This window comes from Paenibacillus anseongensis, from assembly GCF_009757995.1.
GTDB classification, from domain to species: Bacteria; Bacillota; Bacilli; order Paenibacillales; family NBRC-103111; genus Paenibacillus_E; species Paenibacillus_E chondroitinus.
The window spans coordinates 250848-266301 of the sequence record NZ_WSEM01000039.1 but is presented as its reverse complement, the minus strand read 5'-3'; the positions used below and the strand labels follow the sequence as shown (position 1 = coordinate 266301).

Genomic DNA, 15454 nt, shown 5'->3' with positions numbered 1-15454 from the left:
GAAACCCTAATTAGGTTATTCTGATGTTATAATTAAGGGGTGCTTTGACATGACACCCGTTTTTATAGGAGGCAACGAGATGTGGAAGGTTGCAATCATTGATGATGATCGGCAGGTACTCAAAGGAATGAAACAAGTGATTCCCTGGGAAGAAATCGGAGCCGAGTTAGTAGGAGAGGGTCTGAATGGAGAGCGCGGATTAGAACTGATTCGGGAGAAAAAGCCCGATATCGTCATAACAGACATTTATATGCCTGTTATGGGTGGAATGAAAATGATAGAAACATTACGCAATGAGAGTTTTGAAGGAAAAATTCTTATTCATAGCGGTTACGCCGATTTTGAAGTAGCTCGTCAAGCGCTGAGACTTCAAGTTGAGGATTACTTATCAAAGCCAGTCTCTAGAAACACAATCACGGAAGTGCTGCTGCGAACCATTTCGTACATCGAACTTGAAAATCAATCAAAGATTGAGCAGGAGAAACTACGAGACCAAATTGATGAATATGAGCCGTTCGTTCGGAAAGAACAGTTAAAGACAGTCGTGACGGGAACAGCTAGCAATTGGAATGAAATGACACTTCTATGCAACATGAGAGAGGATCAAAGCCATATCGTCCTTGGACTAGAAATTCTAAGAACGTCGAGAATTTCCGATGTCCGCACGCAAGATCGATTGTTATTTCGGTTTGCCATCAAAAACATTATGAAAGAAATTCTCCAAGCCGAAAAAAGATCTTATGATTATGTTGAATTGCATGGTTATCATGCCGCTTTGATTCTTCATTTTGAAAAGAACGCGGTGTATTCGGAGCATATCGATCATATAAGAACTATTGCGAAGAAAATCATAGAATGTGTACAAGCTTATCTCGATATTACAATTCGGATTGGTATCGGCAGATTCACCGAGAATTGGTCCAATCTATCGGATTCGTTGGAAGAGGCTTTTCAACCACTGGTCCCGGATGCCAGAGTGCTTCAATCAACCGGCGTGTTTGAATATGTGAATACGGAGCGTTTCCCCGCCAGTCACATCCAAACGACGGCTAAACCGATTAAGTTTTATCAGCAAATTATTGAGGATATTAAAACAACGCAAGGCAAGAATGCCGAGAAGATGATTGAAAGTTATATGGCTACCTTAAGGGTAAGCGCAACCCCTCCTCCATTCAGCTTGCTTGGGGCGCAATTTTGGGCTATTTTCAGCTTTGCACTAGCGGATGAGGATATCCGATTGACGGAGATCTTTCAGGATCACAGTATGGAAAGCGAATTGAATAAAGTGAATACGTTTGACCAGTACGCAGCATGGCTGCACAGCATTATTCAGCGTATCTGTACGAATCAGCCTTGGCAAGAAAGCTTCAAGCATAAGATGGCCATTGATTTTATCAAACAATATGTCCGTGAGAATTATGCCAACGATATCACGATTGCCGAACTTGCCGATAAAGTGTATATCTCTCGTAATTATTTAAGTCAAATCTTCAAGAACGCAACAGGAGAGACAATCAACAACTATATTATCAGTGTGAAGATGGAAGAGGCTAAACGGCTTATTTTAGAAAGAAAATATAGAATCTATGAGGTCGCAAATAAAGTTGGCTACAATAATATCCCTTATTTTAGTACCACTTTCAGAAAGCACTTTGGAATTACACCAGCGGAATTACTCACATAAGGGCGGAATGGCGAATGAAGAAGATGTTTAAAAGATACCGGATCGATTATCTGCTTTTTGGAGGTTTAACAAGTTTTGTCCTCATCTTGCTCACGATTGTCATTTTGCTAACCTACACACTTTCAACAAAAGAACTGGTGCGGGTAACCACCTATTATCAAAAAGAAAATTTGAATGAATTATATAACAAAATTGAAATTCAAATGCGTGCAATTGAGCAAATTTCTCTAGCTGCGACCAGGAACATTGTGACAACGGAATATCCGGACATGACCAATGATTCCTACGTCAATTATCAGAAACGTGAAGAACTAGAAACATTTTTGAGTAATATCGCTTATTCTACACCAATTATTCAGTCCATTGAATTATATACGGGGAATGCGTTTCCATCGAAATCACAAAGTCTTGTTTCATTTATTGACATGAATCAAGCCAAAGACCAAAGCTGGTATGAAGCTGTTGAGAATGCAGACTTCGCATGGATTGGCGAACATACCATTACTTCCAATCAAGGCCGAATAGAAGTCATCAGCTTCGCCCGCAAAATCTATTCGAATAGCGGGAAATACCAAGGGTTCATGATGCTCAACTTGAAAGCGTCATCAATTCAAAGTCAGATCAGCGGTGAAATCCCGACTTCTAATCGGATACTGCTGGATTCAGGGGGCAGAGTGATAACTTACATCGGTGATCCCTCCTTACCGACGAAGATAAAGTCCTATTTGTTGGACATGAATAATGAAAGCGGTTATATGAAAGTGGGGCTTCCCGAAAGTAACGATTCGGCAAGCTCTCAAAAGAATACCTTAATGGTATGGGCCATGCATTATAACTCCAGTTGTATGCTTGTTCAGCTCACGCCATTGAACCAAGTTACAAAAGGCAGTGTTCACATCTCCGCTGTTTTGTCTCTTGTGGGTGTTTCGGCGATTCTGATTGCTTTATTGTTTACCTTATATTTTTCGAATCTATTCATTACACCTTTACGTCAGCTGCTCCACGAAATGGGGAGATACACAGCTAACACGAATAAAGTGAATCTGCCAGAAGATTATCAGAATGAATTCGGTGTGTTATTCTCCGGTTATCGGAAATTAATGGATCGCATCAAGTCGCTATATGTTTCATTGGAGAATCAATATAAGGAGCAAAAGAAAGCAGAAATCAAAGCGCTGCAAGCGATGATAAACCCACATTTTCTGTATAACACGTTAGATCAATTAAATTGGATGGCGCTGACTGCCGGACATGATAAATTAAGTCAAATTCTTGAGCTGATGGGGAAAATGTTTAGAATCGGACTGTCCAACGGCGAAAGCCTTATCACGATTCGCGAAGAGTTTACCCACGCGCTGTGTTATGTGCAAATCCAACAGCTGCGCTGGGAGGAGGGGTTGACTGTCTCCATCGATTTGGCAGAGCATTTACAGGATTGGTATATCCCCAAAATGACGTTACAACCGTTCATAGAAAATGCGATTATGCATGGATTTAATGAACGATTAACCGGAAATATTACCATTAGCGCCAAAGAAGACCAAGGAGACATTATTATTCAAATCACGGATGACGGCGTCGGGCTGAAAAAAAACTGGAATGCCCAGCGGGAAGGAAATACGGGTGGTTATGGGATACGGAATGTAAAAGAACGTTTCGAAGCTTTTTTCGGGACCCGTTATCGAGTCGACATTGAAAATAATCCGCAAGCTAGTGGAACGAGGGTAACGGTGCAATTTCCAGTGCTAAAATACAAGCAAGAAGAGATGAATGTCAGCCTCGGAGCAAGTATCCCATAATCATCTTGGGATTGGCGTAACCTACAGAGGAGAGGTGAAAGAAGATGCGTGAGCCTAAGCCTTATTGGCGTGATGTACCCCTTACCTTGAGGAAGCAAGTGGAAGAGCAGATGGCAAGCTCGATTCGAACGGCAACTCGTGTGTTCGGAGGATATGGTCCGACGGCAACGTTTCGTATTTTTTTAGAAGATGGAAGAACATTGTTTGCCAAGGGAGCAGGACAGGGATCACTACCAGAGAATTGGCGAGTACTTCCGTTAGAAGAAGCCGTATATCGGGAGATTCGTGCGATTTCACCAATTTCCCCACGTTATTATGGGTCAGTCAGTACCCAAGGATGGCATCTATTATTACTGGAGGATTTAAAGGGCAGTAAGAAAGTGCCCGCTTGGACCGAAGCATTAGCGGTTCAGGCGATGCGCGATCTAGCTCAATTTCACGTGCAGGGAATCACCGAGGCTGATAAGGTGGAAGTAATGTCATCTCGAGGTGTAACGGAGAACTGGCTTTCCATGAAACAGAGCAGCGAAGAGCGAAATTATTTTCTAGACTTGTTTCACGAGAATAGGGAAGAAACGGAGGCTTGGCTGGATGCGGTACTTGATGTTTTGATTCCCCTTGAAACGGATCTTATGCGTCAAGACCAACCCTGGGGTTTGATCCATAAAGATATACGCTCGGATAATCTTCGTTTCAGAGACGGCAGATTAGTGTTATTTGATTGGGCATTGGCTTGTAGAGGCCCTTTGCTATTTGATATTGGTTTTTTCTTTCCTAGCCTGGAAGGGGAAGGAGGGCCGACCGCAGAACAATTATTGCCTATTTACAAAAAGGAAATGGCTGAACACGGCATTGAATTCCCCGAATTCGCCGAACGAGCTGTTGCCGTTTGTGTGGCAGGATTCTTTGCTACAAGAGCGGGGAAACCGCCAATCCCTCAACTCCCGCGGCTTCGATATATTCAGTGGTTACAGCTGGGACCTGCGGTGCGTTGGACATGCAATCTGTTAGGTCTGCCTCAACCGCCTAGATTATCGCCACTTAAAGATGAGTAATGTTAACCTATTCAATACATTGGAGGAATGGTATGAATCCTATTCAGAATAAAATCGGTGGCGTCTTCCTTCCAGTCAGCAACATAGAACAGGCTCGTGACTGGTATTGCGATATTTTAGGCTTACCGACGGATGGAGAAGTTTTGTTTGGGCATATTTATGTTTTGCCGATGGAAGGACCTAGTCTTGTGTTGGACAGCAAGATATATGCACCTGATCACGTTTATAAAGTGCCAGCCTTTCAATTTCGCACCGTTGATATCGTTCAAGCCTTTGAATTTATGAAAGCAAAACATGTTCAATTATTAACTGAAATCGAGAATGATCACTGGTTTAATTTTAAGGACCCTGATGGTAATGTTCTAATGATTTGTAGGTAATGTTTAAGCTAAACTCCCTAATCTTAGGATTAGGGAGTTTTTTTATGTCAAATCTACAAAAAGACATGATCATTTCATAGAAAGTCATCATCAGTGTGTATGCCAATTTAGGCGAGAAAGTCGTAAGCTATTCCTAAGAAAGGAGGCGGTTGATATGTTGACAAGTCAGGTTTTTGCGGGAAGTGTGTTCCTTGCAGGATTGCTTTCTTTTTTCTCACCGTGTATTTTGCCGTTGCTGCCTGTCTTTATTGCTCAACTCAGTGGAGCTACGCCAGACAGAGATGCGCAAGCCGTCAAAATAGGCAGGATGCAGCTTCGTCCTCATTTAATTGGGAATACGTTATTTTTTATCCTAGGCATCTCATTCGTTTTTGTCTTACTTGGTTTTGGAGCAGGTGCGATCGGTAATATCATTAACACCTCTTGGTTTATTATCATTTGCGGAGCTATCGTTGTCTTATTCGGAATCTTTCAAACAGGTGTATTTCAAGTGCTATTCATGCAGCGTGAGAAAAAAATGTCCATCGATTTGAATGGGAAAAAGGGTTTCACAGCGGCCTTTTTACTCGGCTTTACATTCAGCTTCGGTTGGTCGCCATGCATCGGCCCGATATTAGCGGCTGTGCTCAGCTTGTCTGCAAGTGAAGGATCATCCCTGCAAGGTGGCGGTTATATGCTCATTTATGCGCTAGGTTTGGCTATTCCTTTTCTTATTCTTTCCTTCTTTTCGGATTTGCTTGCAGGACGGTTAAGAGCACTTAACAAACATTTGCCTAAAGTAAAAGTGATTTCCGGCATTCTGCTCATCGTGATGGGCGTGCTGCTTATGACGAATAATCTAAACGCAATTGCATCTTTATTCTAATGGTGGACAGGAGGAGTTTTAAGATGAAGAAAGTAAAATGGTTGCTTGCCAGTGTGATTGTGCTTTCACTGTTCGTTCTTGCGGCTTGTGGGGATAAAACCGCCACGAAGGCTGCTCAAGCTTCATTAAATTCAGGGCAGCCCGCCCCCATGTTTGAGCTGAAGGATCTGAAGGGGAATCAAGTTGATTTGGCTAGTTATGCCGGAGAAAAAGTGTACGTCAAGTACTGGGCTTCTTGGTGTTCGATTTGCTTGGCAGGGCTTGATGAAGTGAACGAATTGGCCGGTCAAGATAACGGCTTTAAAGTGATTACAATTGTCAGCCCAAATTATAAAGGAGAACAATCGACCAAAGCATTTACAGAGTGGTTTAACGGACTGCAAGAGGAGCAAAAAAGCAACTTAACGGTGCTGCTCGATGAAGACGGTAAATGGGCGCAAAAATTTGGGGTAAGAGGGTATCCGTCTTCTTATTACATTGGTTCTGACGGTATTCTGGCAAAGTCAGCGCCAGGCCATAACTTTAATGAGGCCATTATTGATAATTTCAAGAAAATTTCTTGATTTTATATTTGTTGAATAGGAGGAAACGACATGAAAAGAATTCTGTATGTGAGTTCTCTGCTGCTGCTATTATTGGTTACGGCTTGTGCCAATTCGATTGGGGTTAGCGGTAGTTCGAAAGCCGCGGGGGCATCATCAGCGATGTTAGCGAAAAATGAACCTACAACCACCAGATCCGCAAATCCTAATGATAAGATTGATTATTCCAATAGTAAGCTGCAAACCATTTATCTGGCAGGCGGCTGCTTCTGGGGAGTGGAAGCTTTCATTTCCCGAATTCCAGGCGTACAGGATGTAATTTCCGGTTATGCTAATGGAATAGGGGAAAATCCGACATACAAGGATGTTGTTCGTGAAGACCGCAAATTTGCGGAGACAGTAGAGGTTAAATATGATCCGGCACGAATCGAATTGTCCGATCTATTGAACCGTTTCTTTAAAATCATCAATCCGACAAGTGTGAATAAGCAAGGAAATGATGTTGGCATCAGCTATCGATCAGGCATTTATTATGTCAATGAGAGTGACGCCGCTGTGATCAACGAAGTAGTGGCAAAAGAGCAAATGAAATATGATAAAAAGATCGTGACGGAAGTACTACCTCTGACGAACTTTTATGTAGCTGAGGAAGAGCATCAGGATTACTTGGAGAAACACCCGGATGGTTACTGTCACGTTGATTTAACGATTCTGGATGAGCCAGTTAAAGTTGACCCTACGAAGTATATCAGACCAAGCAATGAAGAGCTGAAGGCGAAATTAACCGATCTTCAATATAACGTAACGGTACTCGGAGGCGAGGAGAGAGCTTATTCCAATGAATACTGGGATACGTATGATCCAGGTATTTATGTTGATATCACCACAGGCGAGCCCCTTTTCTCCAGTCGTGACAAATATGATTCCGGCTGCGGCTGGCCAAGTTTTACGAGACCAATTGATCCTGATGTGGTAACTTATGAGAAGGACACAAGGTACAATATGGTTCGTATGGCAGTCAAAAGCCGCGTAGGCGGCATTCATCTGGGTCATGTCTTCGATGATGGACCTGCTGAATCGACAGGGAAAAGATTCTGTATCGATAGCGCCTCCATCCGGTTTGTTCCACTGGACGACATGCAAAAGGAAGGCTACGGATATTTGCGTACAAGTGTTGAATAAAGCAGGAGGTAAAACACGATGTACAAATTATTGCTCGTGGAGGATGAAGAGCTGATCCGAAATGGAATCAGGCGGCTGGTTCCTTTTGAGAAATTTCACATCACAGAAATTATTGAAGCGGGGAACGGTGAGGAAGCGTATAAGCTATTCCTTGCTCATCGTCCCGATATCGTCCTGTTGGATATTAATATTCCCAAAATGAACGGGCTTGATTTTGCCAGAAAAGCCAAAGAGATGAAGCAAAATGTCAAGATTGCGGTGATAACCGGGTATGACTATTACGATTACGCGGTTACTTCTTTGAAAATCGGCATTGATGATTACGTGCTTAAGCCGGTTTCTAAGGAAGACGTGTACGAGGTACTGCAAAAGTTGGTGAGTAAGCTTCAAAGTGAACAGCAGCAATCCGAGCTGCAAAGCCTTGTAAGCGATTATAAAACGACGCTGCAAGCAAAAGATGAATCCGATAACAAATCATCTATTGCCAAAATTATCGACGACAATATCGCTAACCCCGATTTCTCCTTAGCCATTCTGGCAGATCAGCAAGGGTTTAGCACCGGGTACATGAGCGTTCTTTTCAAAAGACTATTTAACGTCTCCTTTCAGGATTACTTAATCGCTGTCCGACTAGAACGTTCTAAGCTTCAGCTTCTGGTGTCGGATTTGAAAATATATGAAATCTCAACGGCGGTCGGATTTGATAACCCGAATTATTTCAGTGCCGCTTTTAAAAAGAAATTCGGGGTCTCCCCCCTGCAATACAGGGAAAGGATTAAATATTCGTGATGAGATTTCCCCGGTCGCTGCAATCTCGCATTTCGTTCGTGTATATGTTAATCAGTCTCGTAACCATAGGAATTATCGGCACCGCTTTATATGTGGGCATTTCCAGAGTAGTCATGAATGATTCCATTCAGTCGTCGCAGATGGCTATTTCAAAAAGCGGGGCTTTCGTAGGAGCGTATATAGATCGGTTGTTGGTCTTGTCCAATGTGCTTGCAAACAATCCCCAAACCATCAAGACCCTGGCCTCTCCAACCAAAGAAGGGGAGAAGGATGAGATGCAGCTTATCCGAACTGTGCTGATGTCCGATTCCTATATTAAGTCTGTTGTGGTTATCGGAAAAGACGGCTATATGTTGTCAAATGAAACGAAGCTGAACATGCAGCGATCATCCAATATGATGACAGAGCCTTGGTACGTAGAAGCAATTAAAGGGAAAGCACCGGCCCTTTCTTCGGCCCGCATGCAGGAATTTGTGATGGACAAGGACAAATGGGTCATCTCGATGAGCCAAGAAGTGAGAGATGAGAACAATCAGAACCTTGGCGTTATCCTATTGGATATCGAATACAATGGCATCGATGATTATTTGAAGGATCTGGATCTGGGAAGTAAAGGTTTTGCATTTATCATTAATAGCCAAGGCGGGATTGTTTATCACAAAGACCCGACATTTTTTGTTGATCCAGTGAAGAAAGAGCAATTAAGGAACATTAGCATGTCAGCTAGCGGTTACGATCGGACGCAAAATGTCCTTATTCAAAAAACACCAATAGCAAACTCCGATTGGACATTGGTCGGCGTTAGTTCGCTGGATGGTTTACTGCAAATTCGCAGCCAAATGATTCGATCTTTTGTTATTGTCGGTTTAGGACTGTTAATCCTTATCATTACGGTGTCATTAATCATTGCCAGAAGCATCACGCGGCCGGTTCATCGATTAGAGCAGGCTATGCAAAAAGTAAGAGAGGGTACGTTGGAAGTAAGTGTGCCTGAATCCGGCGTGACGGAAGTACAGGGCCTTGCTCAACATTTTAACTTGATGGTTTCCGAAGTTCGCAGATTGCTCGAGGAAATTGAAACGAAGGAAAAAGCGCTGCACACCTATGAACTAAAAGTGCTGCATAGCCAGATCAATCCGCATTTTCTATATAATACGTTGGATACGATCGTCTGGATGGCCGAATTTAATGAAAGCGATCGGGTCATATCTACAACCAAAGCGTTGGCCAAATTTTTTCAATTGTCACTAAGCGGAGGAAGCGAGATGACGACGATTGAAAATGAAATGAACCATGTCGCTCAATATTTATTTATTCAGAAGGAGCGATATGGAGATAAACTTCATTATCAGTTGGACTTCGACCCAGCTTTAGCGGTCAAGGTCATTCCTAAAATCATTTTGCAGCCTATTGTGGAAAATGCGATTTATCACGGCATCCGGGAAAAAGAAGGATCTGGATTCGTGGAAATTACCTGCGACTATACGGATGATGGACATGTGCAGTTCATGGTAAGGGATGATGGTGTGGGCTTCGACCCGACTTCTCATAGCTTCAATAAAGACGTTGAGTCACTAGCTTCCCAGCCTAAATTAGGCGGAGTTGGCATCAACAACGTAGATGAACGCTTAAAACTTTACTATGGCAAAGAATATGGGGTTCAGATCCAATCTCGTTCGGGAGAAGGAACAACAGTAACCATCATCATACCGTGAGAATTCCGAAAATGACTCATCAGGAAGGGAATCGATTCTTGTGAACAAATCTAAATTAATGGTAAATTTTATAGTAGTTGTGCTGTTAGTCGCCCTATTAGGAACCGTGTACACGGAAATAGATGCTTGTTTTTTGAATAATTAACTGAACTTGGTCCAATGGCTCGAACACATTGGTGTGCTTTATGAAGCTAAAACTGTGGACAACTATATCATCGAATTTCATGCTGCATATAATTCATAACATTAATTAAGAAGAGGCCCTCCCTTAAGTCATTTAATGACCGTGGAAGAGCCTCTTTTTTGTACATCCGTTAGCAATTAAATAGCGACAAATCTAAGAATTTGAAGAAGGAAAAGTCTTCTAAGAACGACGATACCACGATTATTCATAAATCGAAGAACAATGGAGTTACGATTTCTGGAGACCACACGACCGTTAAAAACGGTAATGAACCCATTGGCACTGCGGTAAACAATACCATAAAAGTGGTTGATTAATAAAGTCATTTCTATCATTCCTTTCTAGCGAGGATACTTTAGGATATGCTGGAATGACTTGTCTGTGAGGGCTCATTTAATAGATTAGTATGGAATTATGAATTGTTTCTGAAAATTTACATCACGGCAGATCACCTACTTCATATCCCCATTGGCATATGTTATGGTTAAAGAAAATTGAAATAGATCCGTGCAACTCGCAATACATTGAAACTGTAGGAACAGTTATTTATATCCGTTTATTAAAGTTTGTGATGAAAGGTGGTATTTCAACGATGCCTTTTAATCCTCGCATCTTAATTCTTACGGCTAGTTATGGTAATGGACATATTCAAGCTTCTAAAGCGCTGCAGCAGCAGTTCTTCAAACAGGGTATAGAGCAAGTGAAAATTGTTAATCTCATGAAGGAAGGCCATCCGTGGATCTACTCAATAACTTCTTCGCTAATCAGTAAAAGTACAAAAAGCTCTAAATTAGGGCTCGACTACTATGGTTGGAGCTATTATTTAACACGTGAAACGAAAGAGACCGCGCTATTTCAGAAATCAATGACATATTTGGGTCAAAAGAAACTGAGAGAACTCATTCAAAAAGAACGTCCGGATGTTGTGGTCAACACGTTTCCCTTCGGCGCCGCTCCAATCGTTTGTAGTGCAATGGGGGTCAAAAATTTTACAGTACTCACAGATTACGCGTTACATGCAACTTGGCTGCATCCAAAAGTCGATCGGTATTACGTGGCAACGGAAGATTTGAAGCAACAAATTATTTTTAAAGGATATAACAAGGACTGTATAGAAGTCAGCGGCATTCCGCTGAAACAAGAGTTCGCAGCAGCGAGCATTCGTGCGCAATCGCAATCTCTGCGAAAGAAAATTATCCTTATCATGGCTACGGAAAGTGGAGTAACCAGTTATCTGGATGAAATGTTGGATTCGCTGCTGCTTCTTGAAGACTGTCAATTAGTTGTCATCTGTGGCCATAACGAGAAGTTGAAAGATCGACTTGAGGCAGATTTTGCTGCGTACCCGGGGATCACCATTTTAGGCTTTGTAGATAATGTTCACGAGTGGATGTCAAGAGCCATGTGTATTGTAACGAAAGCAGGCGGCTTAACGTTGACAGAGGCTATAGCTTTGCGACTTCCGGTTTTTGTATATAAGCCAAACGGCGGTCAGGAGAAAGAAAATGCCTTGTATTTATCCAGGCTCGGTGTAGCTTCAATTGCCAATAAGATGGAGGACTTTTACATAAATATTGAGCAATTCATGCGCCATCCCACTAAAAGCGATGAAATGAGAGCTCGTATGGCCTCGTTGCAGCGCCATCATGCTGCGGCGCACATTGTAAATGATATGATGATGGTTTTGGATAATCCAATTATGTCCGCTTTAATTTGAGTTAGGGATGGATCAAGGAGTCTGCTGCGAAGCAGCTCCTTTTTTTGTTGAAGAATTTGAACGAGTTAGGTTGGAAAAGAGAGAAAAAAGAGAAGCATTTGCAGAAATACTGCTCCTAACATACATTCAATGACAAGATGTGTCTAATAACGAGCGAGTTGTTCGGAAAATAGAAGAAAATATTATTTCTAAGGAAATATCCAAGATAGCTCTAACTGGTGTTTCTAGCATTAAGTTTTGATAAAGTCACAGGAGAATAGAAATTCTTATCGAAATGAAAAACACAATAAATGTGTAGGTAGAAAGCATGTTGATTTCTTAGAGTGAATATTTAAATAATAGCTCGATCTTATCGAGCTTTAAATAGATGTTGGAGGTAAAATTAATTGTTAAAACTAGAAGAGATAAATGAGTACCTATTCTATGAGTTTGCTTATGATGTCACATTTAGTAAATCTGCTGTGTCTGAAACATGGCCATTTAAATTTAAATATCTGGAAACATTTCAACTAGATCATGAAATATTAAGAATCTATGAGTTTTCAGATGAGGGTGACGAGTATTTCTTTCTGGATGGTCCAATACCTACCTACTTTAAGAAAGAGCAGATGACTATTAAGGAATTATACAATCAATTAGTAGGTTCAAGATGGATATCAAGTCAAGATCCTGTAGAGTTGAATAGATCGATTATTGGAGACGAATCGGTACCATCTGTAAAAGAACGTAGAAATACCTTGAATTTAATTGCAAAAGATCAAACTGGATTGGAAAATTTTAAAATTATTGAAGGACTTTATTTTAAGAAAAATGGTTGTTATTTAGGTGTTATCTTAAGCGAAGATGATGGTAGAAGGTTTATAATTAGTAATGGAATTATAAAAGATTCTATCTTAGTGCAACAAAATTATAGCAGTTGGAGGGCTTTGTCCATATATATCGGCGGAATAATCAATGACTAGACAAACATCAAAACATCAAAAGTGGAAGAAATAGAGACAAAAAACAGATATAGGTATGTGATGAAAAATGAAACCAAAACATTTTGTGCTTTCTTCATTAGTAACGTTAATCATCTGTCCAACAATACTTCAGTTAGTAATCCTTGTATTTATTGCTAAAGCAGCTATTACTTTTGAAAGCTTATTAGGAATAGTTGTTTTCATGATATTTACGTTATTTCCGTTAGTAGTGATTGGAATTCCCTCTTCAATTTGTATTAATCTGATACTAAAAAGAGTTATAAGAGCAAGATTAATAATTGAAACCTTATTTTACATTGTGTTTTCGTTAATTGGAGTTATAGTAACGATCTATGCATTAAGTAAAAACAGGACTGATGGCTTGTTCATATTCGATAAAGATAATTTATTAATTTATTCATATGGGATATTGTGTGCAATAACATTTCAAATTTCGCTACGTTTAATATCTCGAAAGAAAACATGATGATATAGATTAATAAAAATATCCGTATTAATTCCAGGGAGTCTGCAACATTGCAGCTCTTTTTTTATTCGACAAAACGAATCGAAATATGCCGATATTCGGCAGGGAACTAGTTCATTAGACATATTTTGAGCGGCGCATAGAGGGGAAAGGTCTCATAGGTAGAAAAAGGTAATTGACAACCTTTTTTACACCTAATGATGGAGGTGAAGCACGGTGCTGCGACGCCCTGTACCCATTTTTGTCCAGTTGCTCGCGGGGATGTTCTTGATTGCCGCATTGGCGATCGCGCTTACAAATTTGCTGAATTACCGCATGACGTCACAGATTGTGCTCAACCGCACCGCAAGCTATACCCAAGAATCCGTGGAACAATTGTCGGCCAAAATTGATGTGTTGCTGCGTCAATACGATCAGGCTACGCAAATGGTTGCCTTCGATGAGAAAGTGCTGGCTGCGTTGAAAGCGGATGTTCCCCCACAAGGTGCCGAACCCCAAATTTCCATGGACCTAAATCGGTATTTGGCGGAAAAAATACGCTACATTGCCGGGGATATGCTGCTTCATTTATTCGACCGCAATGGTAACGCCTACGCCTCGAATGAATCCCTGCAGTTATTCTGGCGAATGGCGGACGATGTAGCTGCTGTAAGCTGGTACAGCAAAATGCAAACACTTGACGGACACATGCTTTGGGTATACGGGCCTGCCTGGCGGGATGGCGAAATCCCGGCGATCATCGGAGCCCGCAAGCTGAAGGACCCGTCAAGCCTGACACCGCTCGGGGACGAGTTTATTGTCTTTCCGGTAGATAAAATCAACCGGATTATTGGCGAAACAGGACAACGGATTGAGCGAAAGGTGCAGGTGATGGATTCCATCGGCAACATCGTGTATTCTACGGTGCCACGAGAAATCGGTACGGCTGCGGATGTAGGATTGTTCAGTAAATTTGGAAGAAATGCGCAACCCTTCTTCGAATGGAAGACAAGGGAGGATCAGCGACAAGTGCTGGTGTCTTATGCAAAATCTTCGTACAGCGGTTGGACGACAATCGCCTATTTCAAACCTGAGGCCGTCAACAGCGAGGCTTCTCAAATTTGGGCTCATGCCTTGCTCACGATGGGTGCAGGCATCCTCATTGCTTTAGTGTTTGTGACATATTTTACATGGACACTTACCAAACCAATTCGGCTGCTAGCCGATGGCATGAATCGACTGCGTAAGGAAGGGGTCAAGCCGATTGACAAACCCTTTGCGAGTCGAGAAATCACTAGACTTTATGCCAATTACAATGCCTTAGTGGAAGAGTTGGAGGACGTTGTAGAGAGGCTCTCGGAGCAGCAAATTACGGTCCAGTGGGCGCAGCTGGTCGCACTTAAGGCACAATTCAGGCCTCACTTTTTGTACAATTCGCTTAATCTGATTTACTGGACCATCGAAGATGAACGGCCGGATCAGGCGCAAGCTATGACGCTCGCGCTAAGTGAACTCCTCCGTTATAGTGTCCACCCATCGACGGATCTCGTAACATTAGGTGAAGATATGGAACAGCTGAATCGTTATTTGCTTTTGCAGCGAGCAAGATACGGAGAGAAGTTTCAGGTTAGCATAGATGTTGAGGAGGGACTAGAACAACAACGCGTTATACGACTCGTACTCCAGCCTCTAGTCGAGAATGCATTTCATCATGGCCTGGAGCAGCAAGATGAGGGCGATTGGCAAATCCGAGTGCGGATCTACCGACAAGACGGCATGGTGAAGTGCTCTGTAGAGGACAATGGCGTAGGAATGACGCAAGAGGCATTGCAGTTGTTGGAGGTATCCATCCATCAAGAGCAAAGCTTCGAGAAGCAGGGACGAGGTATCGGACTGAGCAACCTTCACAAGCAGCTGCAAGCGTTCTTCGGGCCTAGCAGCGGGATTAGCCTCTCCAAGAGTCCGCTAGGCGGGCTGCAGGTTATGCTGTCATTGCCGCTTCATACTTCGGAAATGGTTACGGTGCCACCTTTACTGTCCAAGAAAGGGGGGACTGGCGCTGCTTAATGATCGAAAAGGAAATCAATCTTCCATATGGCTCATTGTTTGCCTGG

Annotated in this window: 12 protein-coding genes; all 12 read left to right on the top strand. The window is 42.1% G+C overall.

All coding sequences use genetic code 11. The features are described 5' to 3' along the window. The first annotated feature begins 79 nt into the window (after positions 1-79). The 12 genes from GON05_RS36430 (at position 80) to GON05_RS36375 (ending at position 15407) form a co-directional block, all read left to right on the top strand. Complete coding sequence (locus GON05_RS36430; protein WP_181646464.1) at positions 80-1684, top strand: response regulator transcription factor; 1605 nt, start codon at positions 80-82, stop codon at positions 1682-1684. 14 nt (positions 1685-1698) lie between these two features. Next, positions 1699-3483, top strand: coding sequence for a cache domain-containing sensor histidine kinase (locus tag GON05_RS36425; protein ID WP_157326368.1), 1785 nt, complete (start codon positions 1699-1701; stop codon positions 3481-3483). Positions 3484-3527: 44 nt separating this feature from the next. Further along, positions 3528-4538 (top strand): phosphotransferase, encoded by a 1011-nt coding sequence (locus GON05_RS36420; protein ID WP_157326367.1) that lies wholly within the window; start codon positions 3528-3530, stop codon positions 4536-4538. A gap of 32 nt (positions 4539-4570) precedes the next feature. Next, positions 4571-4918, top strand: coding sequence for a VOC family protein (locus GON05_RS36415; protein WP_157326366.1), 348 nt, complete (start codon positions 4571-4573; stop codon positions 4916-4918). A 154-nt stretch (positions 4919-5072) separates the two neighbouring features. Further along, on the top strand, positions 5073-5783 hold the full coding sequence (locus GON05_RS36410; RefSeq protein ID WP_157326365.1) for a cytochrome c biogenesis CcdA family protein: 711 nt from the start codon (positions 5073-5075) through the stop codon (positions 5781-5783). A gap of 23 nt (positions 5784-5806) precedes the next feature. Beyond that, positions 5807-6346, top strand: coding sequence for a redoxin family protein (locus tag GON05_RS36405; protein ID WP_157326364.1), 540 nt, complete (start codon positions 5807-5809; stop codon positions 6344-6346). 30 nt (positions 6347-6376) lie between these two features. Then, complete coding sequence (msrB, locus tag GON05_RS36400) at positions 6377-7507, top strand: peptide-methionine (R)-S-oxide reductase MsrB (RefSeq protein ID WP_157326363.1); 1131 nt, start codon at positions 6377-6379, stop codon at positions 7505-7507. Between the two features lie 18 nt (positions 7508-7525). Continuing rightward, positions 7526-8296, top strand: coding sequence for a response regulator transcription factor (locus tag GON05_RS36395; RefSeq protein WP_157326362.1), 771 nt, complete (start codon positions 7526-7528; stop codon positions 8294-8296). Then, positions 8296-10011, top strand: a complete 1716-nt coding sequence (locus tag GON05_RS36390; protein WP_246239793.1) for a cache domain-containing sensor histidine kinase — start codon at positions 8296-8298, stop codon at positions 10009-10011. The genes GON05_RS36395 and GON05_RS36390 overlap by 1 nt, the downstream gene beginning before the upstream one ends. 776 nt (positions 10012-10787) lie before the next feature. Next, on the top strand, positions 10788-11912 hold the full coding sequence (locus GON05_RS36385) for an MGDG synthase family glycosyltransferase (RefSeq protein WP_181646463.1): 1125 nt from the start codon (positions 10788-10790) through the stop codon (positions 11910-11912). Positions 11913-12298: 386 nt separating this feature from the next. Further along, positions 12299-12874: a hypothetical protein gene (locus GON05_RS36380; RefSeq protein WP_157326359.1), complete on the top strand. Its 576-nt coding sequence runs from the start codon at positions 12299-12301 to the stop codon at positions 12872-12874. Between the two features lie 703 nt (positions 12875-13577). Then, a complete protein-coding gene (locus GON05_RS36375; RefSeq protein WP_309492015.1) occupies positions 13578-15407 on the top strand; it encodes a cache domain-containing sensor histidine kinase in 1830 nt (609 codons plus the stop codon). Positions 15408-15454 lie beyond the last annotated feature (47 nt).

Excerpts from the sequence above, each read along its gene's own strand:
- GON05_RS36430 (WP_181646464.1), top strand. The coding sequence starts at position 80 with ATGTGGAAGGTTGCAATCATTGATGATGATCGGCAGGTACTCAAAGGA.
- GON05_RS36425 (WP_157326368.1), top strand. The coding sequence starts at position 1,699 with ATGAAGAAGATGTTTAAAAGATACCGGATCGATTATCTGCTTTTTGGA.
- GON05_RS36420 (WP_157326367.1), top strand. The coding sequence starts at position 3,528 with ATGCGTGAGCCTAAGCCTTATTGGCGTGATGTACCCCTTACCTTGAGG.
- GON05_RS36415 (WP_157326366.1), top strand. The coding sequence starts at position 4,571 with ATGAATCCTATTCAGAATAAAATCGGTGGCGTCTTCCTTCCAGTCAGC.
- GON05_RS36410 (WP_157326365.1), top strand. The coding sequence starts at position 5,073 with ATGTTGACAAGTCAGGTTTTTGCGGGAAGTGTGTTCCTTGCAGGATTG.
- GON05_RS36405 (WP_157326364.1), top strand. The coding sequence starts at position 5,807 with ATGAAGAAAGTAAAATGGTTGCTTGCCAGTGTGATTGTGCTTTCACTG.
- msrB (WP_157326363.1), top strand. The coding sequence starts at position 6,377 with ATGAAAAGAATTCTGTATGTGAGTTCTCTGCTGCTGCTATTATTGGTT.
- GON05_RS36395 (WP_157326362.1), top strand. The coding sequence starts at position 7,526 with ATGTACAAATTATTGCTCGTGGAGGATGAAGAGCTGATCCGAAATGGA.
- GON05_RS36390 (WP_246239793.1), top strand. The coding sequence starts at position 8,296 with ATGAGATTTCCCCGGTCGCTGCAATCTCGCATTTCGTTCGTGTATATG.
- GON05_RS36385 (WP_181646463.1), top strand. The coding sequence starts at position 10,788 with ATGCCTTTTAATCCTCGCATCTTAATTCTTACGGCTAGTTATGGTAAT.